Annotated in this window: 14 protein-coding genes; 6 read left to right on the top strand and 8 right to left on the bottom strand. The window is 61.4% G+C overall.

The window, feature by feature from the left end; genetic code table 11:
- Positions 1 to 285: 285 nt before the first annotated feature.
- The 3 genes from PHI30_RS03395 to PHI30_RS03385 all read left to right on the top strand — a co-directional run bounded on the left by PHI30_RS03395 (position 286) and on the right by PHI30_RS03385 (position 4,329).
- On the top strand, positions 286 to 726 hold the full coding sequence (locus PHI30_RS03395; protein WP_300023895.1) for a MarR family winged helix-turn-helix transcriptional regulator: 441 nt from the start codon (positions 286 to 288) through the stop codon (positions 724 to 726).
- Positions 720 to 2,456, top strand: coding sequence for an ABC transporter ATP-binding protein (locus tag PHI30_RS03390; protein WP_300023893.1), 1,737 nt, complete (start codon positions 720 to 722; stop codon positions 2,454 to 2,456). Before PHI30_RS03395 ends, PHI30_RS03390 begins: the two co-directional genes overlap by 7 nt.
- A gap of 82 nt (positions 2,457 to 2,538) precedes the next feature.
- Positions 2,539 to 4,329 (top strand): ABC transporter ATP-binding protein, encoded by a 1,791-nt coding sequence (locus PHI30_RS03385; protein ID WP_300023992.1) that lies wholly within the window; start codon positions 2,539 to 2,541, stop codon positions 4,327 to 4,329.
- A gap of 229 nt (positions 4,330 to 4,558) precedes the next feature.
- Here the strand turns inward: PHI30_RS03385 and PHI30_RS03380 are convergent, their stop codons facing one another.
- The 5 genes from PHI30_RS03380 to thyA form a co-directional block, all read right to left on the bottom strand.
- On the bottom strand, positions 4,559 to 5,665 hold the full coding sequence (locus PHI30_RS03380) for a DUF4179 domain-containing protein (RefSeq protein WP_300023890.1): 1,107 nt from the start codon (positions 5,663 to 5,665) through the stop codon (positions 4,559 to 4,561).
- Positions 5,662 to 6,132: an RNA polymerase sigma factor gene (locus tag PHI30_RS03375; protein ID WP_300023887.1), complete on the bottom strand. Its 471-nt coding sequence runs from the start codon at positions 6,130 to 6,132 to the stop codon at positions 5,662 to 5,664. Before PHI30_RS03375 ends, PHI30_RS03380 begins: the two co-directional genes overlap by 4 nt.
- 155 nt (positions 6,133 to 6,287) lie before the next feature.
- Positions 6,288 to 8,384 carry an ATP-dependent DNA helicase RecG gene (recG, locus tag PHI30_RS03370; protein ID WP_300023885.1) on the bottom strand — a complete coding sequence of 699 codons (2,097 nt, stop codon included), beginning with the start codon at positions 8,382 to 8,384 and terminating at the stop codon, positions 6,288 to 6,290.
- Positions 8,385 to 8,453: 69 nt separating this feature from the next.
- Positions 8,454 to 8,951: a dihydrofolate reductase gene (locus tag PHI30_RS03365; protein ID WP_300023882.1), complete on the bottom strand. Its 498-nt coding sequence runs from the start codon at positions 8,949 to 8,951 to the stop codon at positions 8,454 to 8,456.
- 10 nt (positions 8,952 to 8,961) lie between these two features.
- Positions 8,962 to 9,792, bottom strand: a complete 831-nt coding sequence (thyA, locus tag PHI30_RS03360; RefSeq protein WP_300023879.1) for a thymidylate synthase — start codon at positions 9,790 to 9,792, stop codon at positions 8,962 to 8,964.
- Positions 9,793 to 10,064: 272 nt separating this feature from the next.
- On the opposite strand from thyA, the gene PHI30_RS03355 reads away from it, so the two are divergent.
- Entirely contained in the window at positions 10,065 to 10,913 is an 849-nt protein-coding gene (locus PHI30_RS03355; protein WP_300023877.1) for an AraC family transcriptional regulator, read from the top strand.
- Positions 10,914 to 10,935: 22 nt separating this feature from the next.
- Positions 10,936 to 12,285 carry an MATE family efflux transporter gene (locus PHI30_RS03350; protein ID WP_300023874.1) on the top strand — a complete coding sequence of 450 codons (1,350 nt, stop codon included), beginning with the start codon at positions 10,936 to 10,938 and terminating at the stop codon, positions 12,283 to 12,285.
- A 50-nt stretch (positions 12,286 to 12,335) separates the two neighbouring features.
- Here PHI30_RS03350 and PHI30_RS03345 read toward each other — a convergent pair whose 3' ends face one another.
- The 3 genes from PHI30_RS03345 to PHI30_RS03335 all read right to left on the bottom strand — a co-directional run bounded on the left by PHI30_RS03345 (position 12,336) and on the right by PHI30_RS03335 (position 16,259).
- Complete coding sequence (locus PHI30_RS03345; RefSeq protein ID WP_300023989.1) at positions 12,336 to 13,520, bottom strand: iron-containing alcohol dehydrogenase; 1,185 nt, start codon at positions 13,518 to 13,520, stop codon at positions 12,336 to 12,338.
- A 46-nt stretch (positions 13,521 to 13,566) separates the two neighbouring features.
- The gene (locus PHI30_RS03340; RefSeq protein ID WP_300023871.1) at positions 13,567 to 14,541 is read right to left on the bottom strand and encodes a D-2-hydroxyacid dehydrogenase; all 975 of its coding nucleotides are present in this window, start codon (positions 14,539 to 14,541) and stop codon (positions 13,567 to 13,569) included.
- Positions 14,542 to 14,657: 116 nt separating this feature from the next.
- Positions 14,658 to 16,259, bottom strand: a complete 1,602-nt coding sequence (locus PHI30_RS03335; RefSeq protein ID WP_300023868.1) for an NAD(P)/FAD-dependent oxidoreductase — start codon at positions 16,257 to 16,259, stop codon at positions 14,658 to 14,660.
- 326 nt (positions 16,260 to 16,585) lie between these two features.
- Between PHI30_RS03335 and PHI30_RS03330 the strand changes: the two genes are divergently transcribed.
- Positions 16,586 to 18,007 carry a trypsin-like peptidase domain-containing protein gene (locus PHI30_RS03330; RefSeq protein WP_300023865.1) on the top strand — a complete coding sequence of 474 codons (1,422 nt, stop codon included), beginning with the start codon at positions 16,586 to 16,588 and terminating at the stop codon, positions 18,005 to 18,007.
- The last annotated feature ends 133 nt before the right edge of the window (positions 18,008 to 18,140 follow it).

The following is an 18,140-nucleotide window of genomic DNA, read 5'->3' as shown; positions in this document are numbered from 1 at the left end:
TTTTTTCAACCGTCCGCTTTGCTGTATGATATAGAGAAAGGAGAGGGAAAATGGTGTGTGTCACAAGCTTTGTGCTTGTTGAAGTCATCATACCGGCCGCCGCCGGGAAAGTCAACGGTGAAAGACGATGCTTCACAATTTGTTTACAATGCAACACGTTTTCAAAATTTTGTTCATGAATCGTTCAAAAAATATCATCAATTTAGACATTGACGAATGAAACGCCACGTGTTATTATTTAGCACACTAACTATTTGACCGAGGAGGCGGGAAAGGAGGAGGGCCATGGAGCATTTAAATGCGTGGGGCCCGCTGTTGGGGCGGACGGCGCATCTGGCCCGGGAGCGGATGGAGGCGCGGCTGTCCCACTATGACGTGACGCCGGCGCAGACCCACGTGCTGCTGTATCTCTATCATCACGGCGGGCAGGCGCCCCAGTGCGAGGTGACGGAGTACCTGAAGGTGCGCCCACCCACTGCCAACGGAATTCTGGACCGGATGGAGGAAAAGGGACTGGTAGAGCGCAGCGTCAGCGGAAAAGACGCCCGCCGCCGCCTCATCACCCTGACAGACAAGGGGCGGGAGCAGCAGGCGAATTTCCGCCGCAGCTTTCAGGAAGCGGAGGCGGTGATCGTGCGCGGCATCTCGCCGGAGGCGCTGGAAGCGCTGCGCGGGACACTGGAACAGATCATTCAAAATCTCGAGGAGGATCGAACAATATGCTAAAAAAACTTTGGCTGCACGCCCGGGCCTATTCCCCGTGGATTCTGGCGGGCGTGGCGTGCTCGGCGGCGGAGGCGGTCTTTGAGCTGCTGATTCCGCTGGTGATGAGCGACATCGTGGATGTTGGCATCGCGGGCGCGGATCAGAACTATATTCTGCGCAAGGGCGCATTGATGGTGGCAATGGCGCTGGTGTCCCTTTGTCTGGGACTGGGCAGCGCCGTGTGCTCTTCCGTGGCCGGACAGGGCTTTGGCGCAAATCTGCGCCGGGCGGAGTACGACCACATCCAATCCTTTGCCTTTTCCAACATTGAAAGGTTTTCCACGGCGTCGCTGGTCACCCGGCTCACCAACGATGTAAACAACATGCAGATGACCTTGATGATGGGAATGCGGTTGCTGGTCCGGGCGCCGGTCATGCTGGTTTCGGCCCTGATTTTATCCATCCGCATCAGCTATCAGCTGAGCAATGTCTTTCTGGTGGCACTGCCACTTTTGATCGTGGCGGTGGCGGTCATCCTCGTGAAGGTGGGCCCCATGTTCCGCTCCCTTCAGGAAAAGACCGACGCGCTGAATCTGGTGGTGCAGGAAAACCTCACCGGTATCCGGGTGGTGAAATCCTTTGCCCGGGAGGATTACGAGCGGGAGAAATTTGCCGAAAAGAACAGCGACCTGCAATCCACCTCGAAAAAGGCGTTTGGCACGGTTGTGGTCAACATGCCCATCATGATGCTCATTATCTACGGCACCATTATCGCCGTGATGTGGTTTGGCGGGCAAATGGTCTACGCCGGCACGCTGGAAACCGGAAAGCTCATGACCTACTTCACCTATATCACCCAGATCATGATCTCGCTGATGATGGTGTCCATGGTGTTCATGATGATGACCCGGTCCGTGGCCTGCGCCAAGCGGATCGTGGAGGTGCTGGACGAAACCCCCGCCATCCATGATGACGCGGCGAAAAAAGACGCCGCGGTGGCGGACGGCAGCATCGACTTTGACCACGTCTCCTTCCGCTATGACCGGGAAAATCCGGAATGGATTTTACAGGACGTGGACCTCCACGTCTCCTCCGGAAAGACGGTGGGGATTCTGGGCGGCACCGGCAGCGGCAAAACCACGCTGGTGTCCCTGATCCCCCGGCTGTACGAGGCGGAGCAGGGAACGGTCCGGGTGGGCGGACGAGCGGTGCAGGACTACACCATGGAGCATCTGCGAAACGCGGTGAGCGTGGTGCTGCAAAAGAACACCCTCTTTTCCGGCACGATCCGGGAAAACTTACGTTGGGGCGACCCCAACGCCACGGATGAGGCGCTTTGGAATGCCTGCCGGGCGGCCTGCGCCGACGAATTTTTGGAGCGGATGCCGGACGGACTGGATACAGACCTGGGGCAGGGCGGCGTCAACGTCTCCGGCGGCCAGAAGCAGCGGCTTTGCATTGCCCGGGCCATATTGAAAAAGCCCAAGGTGCTGATTTTGGATGACTCCACCAGCGCGGTGGATACCGCCACCGACGCGAAAATCCGCGCCGCCTTTGCCCATGAGCTGAAGGACACCACGAAAATCATCATTGCCCAGCGGGTGAATTCCATCTGCGAGGCGGATTGGATTTTGGTGATGGACGACGGCCGCGTGGCGGCCCAGGGGACCCACGAGGAATTGATGAAGCAGTGTGAAATTTATCGGGAAGTTTATGAGTCCCAACAGGAAGGGGTGAGCATCGGTGGCTGAAGGAAGACATGGAGGGCCTGGCGGAGCGCCCAGAGGCGGTTTTCGCAAGCCCAAGAACCTGCGGGGGACCCTGCAAAAGCTGATGCGGTATCTCGGCCGGTACAAGGCGCTTTTGGTACTGGTGGTCCTTTTGCTGATCGTCAGCGCCGCCTGCACGGTGGGCGGGTCCTATCTTATTAAACCGCTCATCAACGATTATATCCTGCCCGGCGATTTTCCGGGCCTTGCCCGGATGCTGGCGCTCATGGCGGGGGTATATATTCTGGGGGCGGCGTGTTCCTTCGCGTACGCCCGCATCATGGTCCATGTGTCCCAGAATACCGTGGCAAAAATTCGCACGGACCTGTTTGACCGGATGCAGGCGCTGCCACTGCGCTATTTTGACGCCCACACTCACGGCGAGCTGATGAGCCGCTATACCAATGACATTGAAACGGTTTCCGAAGCCCTGAACAACAGCTTCGCAAGCCTCATCTCCTGCGCGCTGACCTTTGTGGGAACGCTTACGATGATGCTGGTCCTCAGCCCCACTTTGACCCTGGTGACCGTGGCGATGCTCGCGGTGATGCTGGTGGTGGTAAAGACCGTGGGCAGCCGCAGCCGCCGGTATTTCGCCCAGCAGCAAAAGGCCGTGGGCGAGGTCAACGGCTATATTGAGGAGATGATTGAGGGCCAGCGGGTCATTAAGGTGTTCAACCACGAGGAGGCAGCCCGGCAGGGCTTTGAGGCGCGCAACGCGGCCTACCGGGAAGCGGGCACCCGCGCTCAGGTTTTCGCCGGCGTCATGATGCCCGCCATGGGCAACCTCAGCCATATCAATTACGCCCTGACCTGCTGCGTGGGCGCACTGCTGGCCATCAACGGCGGCGGGTTTTATCTGGGCGATCTGGCGGCCTTTTTGCAGTACACCCGGCAGGTGAGCCAGCCCATCACCCAGATTTCCCAGCAGGTGAATACCATCCTTTCCGCCGTGGCGGGCGCGGAGCGGGTGTTTGAGGTGATGGAGGCCCAGCCGGAGACGGACGAGGGACAGGTGACGCTTTGCCGCGTGACGGAGGGACGTGACGGCGCGCTCACCGAGGCGGCGTTTGACACCGGTGAGTGGGCGTGGAAGCAGCCGGACGGCACGCTGGCGCCCCTGCGGGGCGACGTGCGGCTGGACCATGTGGTGTTCGGCTACGATGAGCGCAAGATCGTTCTAAACGACATTTCCCTCTTCGCAAAGCCCGGGCAAAAGCTCGCCTTCGTGGGGTCCACCGGCGCGGGAAAAACCACCATCACCAGCCTCATCAACCGCTTTTATGAGATTCAAAGCGGCGCCATCACTTACGACGGCATCGACATCCGCAGCATCCGAAAGGAGTCCCTGCGCAAGTCCCTGGGCGTTGTATTGCAGGATACCCACCTCTTCACCGGCACTGTGGCGGACAACATCCGCTACGGCAGACTGGAGGCCACCGACGAGGAGGTGCGCGCCGCTGCCGCACTGGCGGGCGCGGATTCCTTCATCCGGCACCTGTCCCATGGCTACGAGACGACGCTCTCGGGCGATGGCGGCAATCTCAGTCAGGGGGAGCGGCAGCTTTTGAACATCGCCCGGGCGGCCTGCGCCAATCCGCCGGTGCTGATTTTGGATGAAGCCACCAGCTCCATCGACACCCGGACGGAGAAGATCATCGAAAAGGGCATGGACCGGTTGATGGCGGGCCGGACGGTGTTCGTCATCGCCCACCGGCTTTCCACCGTCCGCAACGCCAAGGCCATTATGGTTTTGGAGCAGGGCCGGATCATGGAGCGGGGCGACCACGAGGACCTGATCGCCCAGCACGGAAGATACTATCAGCTCTACACAGGCCAGATGGAGCTGGATTAAAGCTGAGCGCCCCGGCGAAAGCCGGGGCGCTCAGCTTGTCGAAAAAATTTTTTCGACAAGCTGAGCAAGATTTTTTGAACTTTAAAAGTTCAAAAAACTTATGATTGAAAACGAGAGGAACCCTTCCTGGGTTCCTCTCGTAGCTCTCTTCCTTCCCGTCATCGATGATTGCAGGGTTTATCGACAGCCACAGCGCCCCGGCGAAAGCCGGGGCGCTGTGCTGTTTTTTTCAGGAAAGGGAAATCTCAACGTCCCCGATGCGAACGGCTTTCACCGTGCGCACATCCAGGAGGTTGGAAAAGTGGGCCGTGAAGGACGCGGAGGAGAGGAGCTGCTTGTCGGAAGGACCGCTGCTGCTGCCGCCGTAGGAAGCGCTGAGAGAGGAAATGGCAAGGGTCTCGCCGGAGCGCAGGACCAGCGCGGTGTCCTGCCGGAGGGCTTTCACATCGGCGTAGATGCCCCGCCGGGTCTCCACGCAAATGGCGAAGGGGGAGAGGGTGACGTTTGCGTGGAAGATACCCGCTTCCTCCCGCGTGGAACCGGAGAGGGTCTGGGCGGTGTAGGCGGGCTGGAAGGTGATAGTGGCGGGGGTGTCCGATAGCGGAAGGAGGGCGCCGCCCGTCTCCAGCACCGGCGGCGTCACCAGCAGCGTCAGGGGCTGGGCGGAAAGGGTTTGCGTGCCCTCCGTCGTGAAATATTGAAGATAGGTGAGGGTGTTGGTCTTGGAATCGTAGCCCCGGCTCTCACCGCCAGACGAGCTGCCCCCGTGGAAGGCATAGGGGGCAAGGGGGGAGAGGGGGCGAAATGCCAACGCGGCGGTAGGATCGGCCCAATCCGTGCCTTGCGCCGCCTCCGCCACGTCCGTCCAGTTGACGTCTCCCGTGGCGTAGAAGGAAATTTCCGGCGGGCGCACAAAAGCGGTCTCACTCTCCTGCGCCGCCGCAACGGCGGCACGGTCCACGGCATCCGGAAGCTGATAGTCCAGCACCAGATAGATGGTCTTGTCGTCGCTCAGGGCCTGCCGCACCGTCACCGTCACGTTCCCGCAGACGGCGGAGACGTTCACGTCCTGAAAGGCGGCCTCCGCCATGGGCGTGGCCGCCGCGCCGCGGCCAAAGCGGGTTTGAAAGACGGCGTCCCATGCAACCACCGCGCCCACGGACACGGTGAAAACCACCGCCAGAATCGCCGCCAGCAGGGCCTTTGGGGCAAAGCCCCGGGGGCGGAACACGGCGCGGGCCGTAACCGGAGGTGTATGCAGTGCCCTCTCCCGCAGCCGCTGTTCCAGCCCTTCGGGCAAAGCGCAGTGTTCCATGGCACTGTGATAGAGATTCATGCTTCTTCCTCCCATCCGTTTCGCAGCGCCTCACGGCCCCGCTTCATCCGCATTTTCACCGTGGAGACGGTGACGCCCAGCAAGGCGGCGATTTCCCTGACGGAGTACCCTTCGTAATAATGCAGGTGGAGGGCCGTGCGCTGGGCCTCCGGCAGATTTGCCACCTGTTCCAAAAGATTTAATTCCGCCGGTGTGACGGCAGCGCCGACCGCCGTTTCCAGAGGAAGCTCGGAGCGGCTGGCGCGCTTCCACGCGTCCCGGCATTGGTTCAGTGCCACCCGAAAGAGCCACCGCCGCTCGTGCTCCGGGGAGGCGAAGGCGGGCGCACGGTAGAGCCGCTTGCAAAAGACCTCCTGCATCACGTCCTCCGCGTCCGCCGGATTTTTCATTTGCAGCAGGCAAAACCGGTAGAGCGCCGGACCGTACGTCCGGTAGAGCTGTTCAAATAAATCCGCTGTCTCCGCCACGGCGCGCACCTCCTTTTAAACTAGAACGATTGAAGCGGGGAAATGGTCACAAAGAAGAAAAAGACCGTCTGCATGAGACGGCCTTTTCGCGTTTTTTCCAAAAGGGTCCATGCGGAGGGACTCCCGCTCCGTGCTTCCCTGCCGCATTGCGGCCCTCAGTTGAGGGTGTCCGCCTTCTGGGCGAACAGCGCCGCCACCCGCTCTCTGGTGACGGGGTGGCTTGAGAGGTCCACGTCCCGGGCCAGCAGCGCCTCCGCGGCGCTCTGGGCCTCTCGGAGCAGCTTTGTGTCGCAGCCGAGGTCCGCGATCTTCAGCCCGGGCAGTCCGTGCTGACGCGTTCCGAAAAAGTCCCCCGGGCCGCGAAGATGCAGGTCCTCCTCCGCGATTTGAAAGCCGTCGGCGGTGCGGGCCATGACCTTGAGCCGGGCGCGGGTCTCCTCGTTTTGATTGTCGGAGATCAGCACGCAGTAGGACTGGTGAGCGCCCCGGCCCACCCGCCCCCGCAGCTGGTGAAGCTGGGAGAGGCCGAATCGCTCCGCGTTTTCCACCACCATCACAGCGGCGTTGGGCACGTCCACGCCCACCTCAATGACGGTGGTGGAGACCAGAATGTCGGTTTCCCGGTTTGCGAAGGCCGTCATCACCGCGTCTTTTTCCCGGGGCTTCATCTTGCCGTGGACAAAGGCGATCTTCAGGTCCGGAAAGACCTCCTGCTGGAGCATTTTTGCGTAGGCCGTCACCGCCTTTCGCTCATCCGACGCCTCGTCGCTCTCGTCCACCATGGGGCAGACGATATAGGCCTGCCGCCCCTGGGTCACCTGTTTGCGGATGAAATTGTACACCCGGGGGTGGTAGCTGCCGGGAACCGTGTAGGTTTCAATGGGACGCCGCCCGGGAGGCAGCTCGTCGATGACCGACACGTCCAGATCGCCGTAGAGGATCAGGGCCAGCGTACGGGGGATGGGCGTGGCGGACATGACCAGCGTGTGGGGGTGGACGCCCTTGGCGGCAAGGGCCGCCCGCTGGCCCACGCCGAAGCGGTGCTGCTCGTCCGTCACCACCAGCCCCAGGTCCGCGTATTCCACGCTGCCAGTGATGAGGGCGTGGGTGCCGATGATAAAGGGAAGCGCCCCGGAGGCAAGATCCGCGGCAAGCGCCCGCTTCTCCTTTGCCGGGGTGGAGCCGGTCAAAAGGGCGCAGCGGATGCCCAGCGGCTCCAGCAGGGGAGATAGCCCCGCGTAGTGCTGGCGGGCCAAAATTTCGGTGGGCGCCATCAAGGCCGCCTGCCGATGGTTTTTCACCGAGAAATAGACGCAGGCCGCCGCCACCATGGTCTTGCCGGACCCCACGTCGCCCTGACAGAGGCGGTTCATGGGGACGCCGGAGCGCATGTCGCAAAGCGCCTCGTCCACGCAGCGCCGCTGGGCCTTGGTCAGGGAGAAGGGGAGGGCATCATAGAAAGCGCCCATGTCTACCTCCCGGCAGGGCGGCACGTGAACGATTTCCCGGCTTTGGCGCAGCCGCTGCAATCCGATGGTGAAGAGGAACAGCTCTTCAAAGGCCAGCCGCCGCCGGGCCAGCGCCAGCGCCTCGGCGCTTTCCGGAAAGTGGATGTTTTCGTAGGCAAAGTTGATGCGGCACAGATGGTGCGACAGGCGCACCTCGTCGGGCAGCGCGTCGGGCAAAATTTCCGCGCAGGCGGACAATCCCTGCCGGATGGAGCGGGAGAGGATCAGCTGACTGACGCCGGCGGTGAGCGGGTAGATGGGCACGATGCGGCCAGTGGACTCCCGGCGGCCCTCCGCCTCCACGATGGGGGAGACCATCCGGCGGCGGAGCAGATCCCCCTCGGCCTTGCCGTAAAAAATATAGGTTTCGCCCTGACAGAGCTGATTTTTCAGCCACGTCTGGTTGAAGAAGGTGACGTCCAGCACGCCGGTGGCGTCCACCGCCCGGAGCTTTATGAGGTCCATGCCCTTGCGGATGTGGGAGACGGTGGGCGGCGAGGCAATCATGGCGGCGACGCAGGCCGTCTCGCCGGGGGCCAGCTGCGCGATGGGCTTGCAGGCGGTGCGGTCGTCATATCTCCGGGGAAACCAGCCGATGAGGTCCCCCAGCGTGACGATGCCCAGCTTTCCCAGCGCCTTTGCCCGCTGCTCGCCGATGCCCTTGATAAACTGTACGCCGGTATCAAGCTCTGCCACGGCCGCCGCCCCCTTCCTGAAAGTCCTTTCATTATAATCGATTTTCAAAGGCTTGGGAAGAGCCTTTCACCCCGCAGGATAAAAAGAAGAACGCCCGCCGGGGCGGCGGGCGTTCTCTCAAAGCTTTGTATTGATGTAGTCGATGAAGCGATAGGCGTATCCGTTTTCCTCCAGCGGCTCCCCGGCGGATTCGATCCGCCAGCCGGGAAGCTTATCCAGATTGGGAAAGAAGGTGTCGGCCCCCTCCGCCGCGGCGTCCACCTTTGTGAGGTACACCCGCTTGCAGCGGGAGAGCAGGGCGGTATACACGCTGCTGCCGCCGATGACCCACTTTGCATCCTCCGGCGCTTCCCGGGCGGCTTCCAGCGCGGCGTCGGGACTGGGGACCACCTCGGCGCCCGCCCGGTCAAAGTCCACGTTATGGGTGATGACGATGTTTCTCCGTCCGGGCAGAGGCCGCCCGCCGGGAAAGGAGTCCAGCGTCTTGCGGCCCAGAATTACGGTGCCGCCCAAGGTCAGGGAGCGAAAGCGCTTCATGTCGGCAGGCAGGGAGAACAGCAGTCCGCCGTCCCGCCCAATGGCCCAATTGCCATCCACAACAACAATGGCATTCATGAAAATCACCTCAAATGGCAATCGGAATTTTTTCCTCAAAGGGAGCGGGGATATACCCCTCCAGTGTGAAGCTGTTTCGCGTAAACGCGTAAAAATCCGTCACGGACGGGTCCACGGTGAAGGTGGGGGCGCTTGCGGGCGTCTGGGCAAGTATCTTTTCCACGATGGGCACGTGCCGGTCGTAAATATGGGCGTCCGCAATGACGTGGACCAATTCGCCGGGCACCAGACCGCTCGCGCGGGCAAACATGTGCACCAGGACGGCGTACTGCACCACGTTCCAGTTGTTGGCGGCCAGCATATCCTGACTGCGCTGATTCAAAATGGCGTTGAGCACGTTGCCGGAGACGTTGAAGGTCATGGAATAGGCGCAGGGATAGAGGTGCATCTCATGAAGGTCTTGAAAATTATAAAGGTTCGTCAAAATCCGGCGGGAGGCGGGGGTGTGCTTCAGGTCATACAAGACCCGGTCCACCTGATCCATCTCCCCTTCCGGGTAGTGATGCTTCACGCCCAGCTGATAGCCGTAAGCCTTGCCGATGGAACCGGACGCGTCGGCCCACTGGTCCCAGATGCGGGCGTTCAGGTCGTGGATGTTGTTGGACTTTTTCTGCCAGATCCACAGCAGCTCATCCACCGCGGTTTTCCAGTAGGTCCGCCGCAAGGTCAAAATGGGAAATTCCTCCCGCAGGTCATATCGGTTCACGATCCCGAATTTCTTAATGGTGTGGGCAGGCATGCCATCCTCCCAGCGGGGGCGGACCTCCTGCTCGGTGTCCCAGACGCCGTTATCCAGAATGTCACGGCAGGTTTGAATGAAAAGCGCGTCGGCGTGACTCATGAGGCGCCTCCTTTCTCATGCATTGGACCAAGTATACCAAATTCCGCCGGAAATAACAAGCGGGGACAGCAAATCCGTTTTATCAAAACGGAGCAGTTCTGTGGGTGCGAATAGAAAACGGAACGCGCATAAATGCAAAATTTGTTGGATATTTCCGTTGTAAAAATGCAAAAAGTGCGATACCATCAAGAAACACATCGGCTGTGCCCCAGACGCTCCCACCCCAGTCCGTACGCGGCGGGGGGCGTTTGGATTGCGGAAGGAGGAAGCGTATGCTGGATCAGAGCGAAGTGGGAAAGCGGGGATACCTGCATGAAAATTTCCGGCTGTTCCATCTCAAGGACAGCCGCGCCCAGAAGCTGGACTACCACTACCATGAGTTCGACAAGCTGATTTTGCTGCTGGGCGGCAAGGTGACGTATGTGGTGGAGGGCGTGACGTACTTTTTAAAGCCGTGGGATATCCTTCTGGTGCAGCACAACATGATCCACCGCCCCGTCATCGACCCGGCGGAGCCATACGAGCGGATGGTGGTGTGGCTTGGCAGCGAGTGGATGGCGTCCAGAAGCGACCCGGGAGAGGCGCTGGACACCTGCTTCCATACCACCCGGGAGCGGGGCTTCCATCTGCTGCGGACCGACGCGGAACGGAGACTCTATTATATGCAGACCATCCGGAGTCTGGAAGAGGCGCTGCGCTCTTCGGACTTTGGCGCGGCCCGGCTGTCGGATACGCTGTGCCAGCAGCTGCTCATCGGCGTGAACCGGGACGTGCTGCACTTTCGCACCGCTCAGGAGGACGCGGACAGCTATCGGGTGGACCCGAAGATGGAGGAGATTTTGCAGTATCTTGCGGGACATCTGGAAGAGGAGCTGTCCGTGGACGCGCTGGCAAAGCGCTTTTTCCTCAGCCGGTACTACCTGATGCACCGGTTCAAGGCGGTGACGGGCTATACGGTCCACCAGTATATCAGTCAAAAGCGGCTGCTGCGGGCGGGGGAGCTGATCCGCGCCGGCGTGCCGGTGATGAAGGCGGCGGAGCAGGCGGGGTTTGGAGAGTACTCCACCTTCCTGCGGGCGTTTCAAAATACATTCCACACAAGCCCCCGGGAGTTCCGGTGACCGCGTGGACGGGGGAGAAACCATGGAGACAAAGCAAATCAATGTGGAATTTTCAAAGCGGGAATTGCGGAGATTGATCGTGCCGCTGGTAATCGAGCAGCTGCTGGCCATCACGGTGGGCCTTTGCGATTCGGTGATGGTGGCGCAGGTGGGGGAGGCGGCCATTTCCGCCGTGAGTCTGGTGGACACGGTAAACGTGCTGCTGGTGAATGCCTTCGCCGCGCTGGCCACCGGCGGCGCCGTGATCGCGGGGCAGTATCTGGGTCGTCGGGAGACGGAAAAGGCGGCCCACTCCGGAGAGCAGCTGGTGCTGTTCATGGGAGAGCTTTCCCTTTTGATCACGGCGCTTTTTTATCTGGGGAAGGGCTTTGTGCTGGGCGTGGTGTTCGGGCAGGTTGCGCCGGATGTGGCGGCCTACGCCAACACCTACTATCTGATCGTGGAGGCGTCCATCCCCTTTCTCGCGATTTACAGCGCCGGGGCGGCGCTGTTCCGGGTGATGGGAAACTCCAAAATCTCCATGTGGGTGTCCCTTTGGATGAACGCCATCAACGTTTTGGGCAACGCCATCTTGATCTTCGGGCTGCACCGGGGCGTGGAGGGCGTGGCCATCCCCACGCTGATCTCCCGCTTCGTCGCCGCCGCGGCAATGGTGGCGCTGCTGCGGCGGGAGGACCTGCCGCTGCGCGTGCGCCGCATCTCCCTCCATCACGACCCCTATGTGGTGAAGCACATTCTGCACTTCGGCGTGCCCAACGGCATGGAGAGCAGCATGTTTCAGCTGGGAAAGATTTTGCTGCTTTCCACCGTGTCCGTGCTGGGCACGGCCTCCGTTGCCGCCAACGCCATCGGCAACACCATGGCTTCCTTCCAGTGTGTGGCGGGCAATGCGCTGGGGCTTGCCATTGTGACGGTGGTGTCCCGCTGCGTGGGCGCGGGCAGCTATGAGCTGGCCCGGCGCTACACCAAAAAGCTGGTGAAAACCACGTATCTCTACATGTTTGCCACTGTGGTTTTGACGCTGGCGGTGCTGCCGCTGGTGCTGCAGCTCTACAACGTTTCGCCGGAGGCGGAGGCCATCGCGAGAAAGATCATCTGGCTCCACGGCTCCATGAGCGTTTTCATCTGGCCCATCTCCTTTACCTTGCCGCAGGCCCTCCGGGCGGCGGGAGACACCCGCTACACGCTGGTGGTATCCAGCGTGTCCATGTGGACGGTGCGGGTGGGCGTGGGGATTTTGCTGGGCCGCTGGTGGGGCCTTGGGGTGTTTGGCATCTGGCTTGCCATGATGCTGGACTGGGTGGCGCGCTCGGCGTTCTTTATCCCCCGCTTCCACGGGCATCGGTGGGAGACGATGGGCTTGCAGGAATAAAAAAGGAAGGTCCTCCGCCGCGGCGGAGGACCTTCCTTTTATGTACAACGTTAAGCCTTCATGCTCAGGCGCAAGATGGCCTCCATCTCGCTGGGACCGATCTTCACGAAGCCGCCGAAGGGGAAGCCGTTTGGCTTTTCACCCCGGTGGGCCACCATGGCGGGGATGTCCTCTTCCTTCGCGCCGATCTCGGCAAAGGTGGTGGGCATTCCCAAGGAGCGGAAGAAGGCGCGCAGACTGGCGATGCCGGCCTTGGCGGTGCGCTCGGGATGGGCAAAGTCCATCTCGCAGCCGAATACCTCCACGGCGAATTTGGCAAAGCGCATGATGTCGTGCTCCATCACAAATTCCATCCACGCGGGCATGACCACCGCGAGACCCGCGCCGTGGGCGCAGTCATAGAAGGCGGAGAGCTCGTGCTCGATCTGGTGGCTGGCCCAGTCCTGGGCGCGGCCAACGCCGCAGCTATTGTTGTGGGCCAGCATGCCGCTCCACATCAGGTCCGCCCGGGCGGCGTAATCGCCGGGATCGGCGATGGCCCGGGGTGCGGCGTCGATCACGGTTTTCAGCAGCGCCTGGCAAAGCCGGTCCGTCAATTCTACGTCGCTTGTGTTGGTGAAATACCGCTCGCAGATATGGGCCATCATGTCCACCGATCCGCTGGCGGTCTGATAGGCGGGCAGAGAGCAGGTGAGCCGGGGGTCCAGCACGGAGAACTTGGGCCGGATCACGTCGCTTTTGGGGCAGCCCCACTTCAAGTTGCCCTCCTCCAGCGTGATGACGCAGCTGTCGCTGCCCTCGCTGCCGGCGGCGGCGATGGTCAGCACCGTGCCCACGGGGAGCGTTGTTTCAAAGGTGGCCTTGCCGCAGAAAAAGTCCCAGAAGTCGCCCTGATAGGGCACGCCGAAGGCGATGGCCTTGGCGGTGTCGATCACGCTGCCGCCGCCGATGGCCAGCAGGAAGTCCACGCCCTCTCGGCGGGCAAGCTCAATGCCCTCGTATACCTTGCCGCTGCGGGGATTGGCCTGCACGCCGGACAGCTCCGTATAGGAAATGCCCTCCGAGAGCAGGGAAGCGGTCACCGCGTCGTAAGCGCCGTTGCGCTTGACGGAGCCGCCGCCGTAGACCAGCATCACCTTCGTGCCGCCAAAGCGCCGCACCAGCTTGCCGGTGTTTTTCTCCTCGCCGTCGCCAAAGGAGAACAGGGTGGGGGAATAGAATACGAAATTATCCATCATCAAAACCCTCTTTCTTTATTATAACAAGTAAAGCTTGTAATGCTCAATAGCCCCGGCTCCGGTCCACCAGATGGGTAAGCGGGCGGCCGGCGGCGTAGTTTCCGAGATCCGCGCAGAACATGTCCACGTTGGCCTCGCAGGTGTAGCCTAGCGTCAGGTTGCCGGAGGTGTGGGGCGTCAGGACCAGATTTTTGGCGTTCCAGAGCGGGTCGTCCTTGGGCAGCGGCTCCGGGACCATCACGTCCAGCCCGGCGCCGGCGATCTGCCCGGCGTTCAGCGCGTCTACCAGAGCGCTCTGATCCACGGCGGTGCCCCGGCCCACGTTGATGACGATGGCGTCCTGGGGCAAAAGCGCGATGCGCTCCCGGCTCAAAATGCCAAAGGTCTCCGCCGTGCTGGGCAGCGCCATCACCAGAATGTGGGTGTTTGGCAATACCTTGTCCAGCTCGCTGGTGGGGTACAGCTCGTCGTAAACGGCCTCCCGGGCCTTGCCGCTGCGGCTGAGACCCACGATCCGCGCCGCGCCCATGCCCCGCATCCGCTGGGCCACGTTGCTGCCAATGTTGCCGGTGCCCAGCACGGTGATCTCGCTGTCCCGAATGGAGCGGATGGCCCGGGGAGGCGCCCATTCGTGATTGCGCAGCGGCTCCGTGTACTCCGGCATCCGCCGCAGCAGCATCAGCGTCACCATGACCACATACTCCGCGATGGTCACGCCGTAGGCATTGGAGTTGGAGAGCAGGCAGTCGGGGTTTGCAAAGATCCCGTCGTTTTTGCAGTAGACATCCACCCCGGCGGAGGAGGCGCAGTACCACTTCAAATTTGCGGGAGCGGCCCGCAGCAGCTCGGGGGATTGCGCATAGAGCACCTCGCAGTGGGGAAGGCAGGCCTTGGCCTCCTCAAAACGGTCCGAGGTAAAATAGTGGACGGCAAAGCCCGCGTCTGCCGCAGCGGTATCGATCTTTGCGCGAAGGGCGTCGGTGAGGAAATCCTGAAAAACACAAATTTCACGACTCATACTGGATAGCACTCCTTATTATAATTTGTATTGGTATCGTAGACGCGGCAAAGAAAGCCGCGGGACCAAACACAAAGGCGGTGGAAAAGGGATGGAGAGGGCGGCGTATTTGCCGATTACCCGTTTTCCCGCACTGCCCCGCAAAGATGCTCGGCGGCGCGCATCCCATCCGCCGCGGCGGAGAGAATGCCGCCAGCGTAACCGGCGCCTTCCCCGCAGGGATAGAGGCCGGGAAGGGAGGCCTCGTACCCTTCATTCCGGAGGATGCGGGCCGGGGAGGAGCTGCGGCTTTCCACGGCGGTGAGCACCGCGTCGGGATGGTCGTAGCCCCGCAGCTTCCGGCCTAGAATTGGCAGAGCCTCGGCCAGCGCGCTTGCCACAAAGGGCGGCAGGCACCGGTGCAGGTCCGTCCACACAACGCCGGGACGGTAGCTGGGCTGGACGCAGCCGGGGCCCACCGAGGGCCGCTGGGCCAAAAAGTCCTCCACCCGCTGGGCGGGAGCCAGATAGCCGCCGCCTCCCAGGGCGTAAGCCGCCCGCTCCAGCTCCCGCTGGAAGGCGATGCCCGAGAGCGGGGAGCCGTCGGCGCCGAAGTCCTCCGGCGTCACGTTCACCAGCAGCGCGCCGTTGATATTTTCCTTACTTCGGGCAAAGGCGCTCATGCCGTTGGTCACCACGCCGCCCGCTTCCGACGCGGCGGCGACCACTTCTCCGCCGGGACAGACGCAAAAGGAGAAGGCGGCCCGGCCGTTTGGCAGGTGGCAGGAGAGCTGATAGGAGGAGGCGGGCAGGCCGGGATGCCCGGCGTACTGCCCGTACTGGGCGGCGTCGCAGTCCGACTGGCGCTGCTCAATGCGCACGCCCACGGCGAAGGGCTTTGCCTCCATGGCGATTCCCCGCTCAAACAGCAGCTCGAAGGTATCCCGGGCGGAATGCCCGGGGCACAGGATCAAATGGCGGCAGGGAAGGGAGGAAACCCCCTCCGGCCCGGTTACCGTGATACCCGAGAGCGCGCCGTCCTTCGTTTCAAGATCGGTCAGCCGGGTCTCAAAGCGGATGTCCGCCCCCAGCTCCAGCAGTTTGGCCCGCAGGCTTTGCAGGGTGGAATAGAGATAATCGGTGCCCACGTGGGGCTTGGCGTCGATGAGGATGTCCTCCGGCGCGCCGCAGGCGACCAGCGTTTCCAGAATGAAACGATGGCGGATGTCCTTGGTGCCGGTATTCAGCTTCCCGTCGGAAAAAGCGCCGGCGCCCCCCTCTCCGAACTGGACGTTGGAGCGCTGGTCCAGTTCCCCAGCAGACCAGAACCGCTCCACGTCGGAGCGGCGCTGTTCCACCGAACGTCCCCGCTCCAGCAGGATGGGCCTAAGTCCCGCCCGGGCCAGCACCAAAGCGGCGAACAGCCCCGCAGGTCCCGCGCCCACCACCACCGGCGGCTGGGCCTGCGTGGGGACGGGGACGGGCAGCAGGTACCCCGTGCGCCGCTCCAGACGGGACACTTTTTTGTTGTGACAGCGCTTTAAAACAGCGCCCTCTTCCTTGACGGCGGCTTCCACCGTGTAGACCACGGCCACGCCGTCCCGGGCGTCCACGCTGCGGCGCAGAACCCGCAGGGAAAGAAGCTCCTTTTCCCGGACCTTCAAAAGGCGGGCAACCTCGCCGGTGAGGGACCCCATGTCGGCGCCGGGCGGCAGCTTGATGTTTTCAATTTTCAGCAAGACGGATAAATCCTTTCCAGTTATCTGATATCTCTCAATATAGCACAGATTTCCCTGTTGTGAAACTGCTTTTCAAAATTTTAAGGGAACACCGCACAGAGATTGTGGGGCGTTGTTCGAAGCAGCCGCACGTTCACAAATGGTTTAAAATTCTTTCAGGCATTTTTAAGATAACCGGCCTATACTAAGGCCAAAGAACAGGAAAGAACCCCGACAAGGCGGAAATTCAGAAAACGGTTAAGCGTTTTTCATACTTCCGACAGCATTCCTTGCGATCCTTTGTTCTAACAAAAGGAAAAACGGGATACATAACAGGAGGAATCAATATGTATAACGACGAAGAAAATCTGTATCATTACACCTATCGGAAAGACGGCAGCGAGGCCGGACAAACGGACCACGCTTCCGTGGAGGAACAGCTCCATCAGTATCAGTCCGGCGCACACGAGAGCGTGCAGGAGATGAAAATTGTGAAAAAGAATCGAGTGGGAATGAAGCTCACCGCGCTGGCTTTGAGCTGCGCACTGGTGGGCGGCGCCGTGGGCGGCGGCGTGGTATGGGCCGTAGGCGGCGGCTCTGATGGCAGCGACACCAGCGTCAATGTCAGCAATCGGCCCGTGACGCAGGTCGCCATCAAAAGTGTGGACGGCAAAAGCGCCATGACCGACGCGGAGGTGTACGCTTCCAACGTCAACAGCGTCGTCTCCATCAACGTCACCGGCACCAGCGGCACCAACTTCTTCGGTCAGGCGGTGCAGACCGCCTCCGCAGGCTCCGGCTTCGTGCTTACCAAGGACGGCTACATCGTCACAAACTACCATGTGGTCAAGGACGCGGACACCGTGAAGGCCACCATGTACAACGGCGACACCTATGACGCCAAGTTCATCGGCGGGGATGAAGATTACGATATCGCCGTCATCAAAGTGGATGCAGCGGAGCTGCCTGCGGTGACGCTGGGCGACAGCGACAAGCTCAATGTGGGCGACCACGTGCTGGCGGTGGGCAATCCGCTGGGCGAGCTGACGTTCTCCATGAGCGGCGGCATGGTCTCCAGCGTAAACCGGGCCATCAATGTTTCCGGAACGCCCTTCAACATGATCCAGACCGACGCCTCCATCAACCCCGGCAACTCCGGCGGACCCCTTTTCAACCAGTACGGCGAGGTGATGGGCATCGTCTCCGCCAAGTATTCCAGCTATTCTTCCTCCGAATCCGTGGAGGGCCTGGGCTTTGCCATCCCCATCAACGACGTGGTGGCCATGATCGAGGACATTATGACCAACGGCTATGTCACCAACAAGCCGTATCTGGGCATTACCGGCGGCACCATGAGCGAGGCCATGGCCGCCCAGTACCGCTATAATGTGAAAAGCGGCGTGTTTGTCTACTCCGTGGAAGAAGGCGGCGCCGCGGCGAAGGCGGGGCTGAAAATGGGCGATGTGATCACCAAGGTGGACGATCACCAAATCGCCACCATGGAGGACCTCACAGCAGTCAAGAAGCAGTATTCCGCGGGTGATACCGCCACTGTCACCATCTACCGGGAGAACAAGGAGACCACGGTGGAGCTCACATGGGACGCCGTTCCCGCCAATCAGAAGAGCGAGGACGAAACCCAGCAGCAGATCCAGCAGACCCCCGACAACGGACAGTCCGGCGGCAGCTACGGAACGCCCTTTGACGACCTCTTCCGCTACTTCTATGGCGGCAGCTACAACGGCAGCAGCGCCAAGAACGCAGCCTGATCGCCCCCTCGTTCGTGTCTGAAGGCGGCTTCGCGGCAATCGCTGCGACAATGCCAAAGCCGCCCTTGCGGCAGACACCTGAACTAAAAAGCGCACCGTGGAAGCACGGTGCGCTTTTATGTATGCTTGCAGG

The sequence above is a fragment of the Oscillibacter sp. genome (assembly GCF_028693505.1).
In the GTDB taxonomy this organism is placed as follows: domain Bacteria; phylum Bacillota; class Clostridia; order Oscillospirales; family Oscillospiraceae; genus Oscillibacter.
This window is presented reverse-complemented; position numbering and strand designations above follow the sequence as displayed.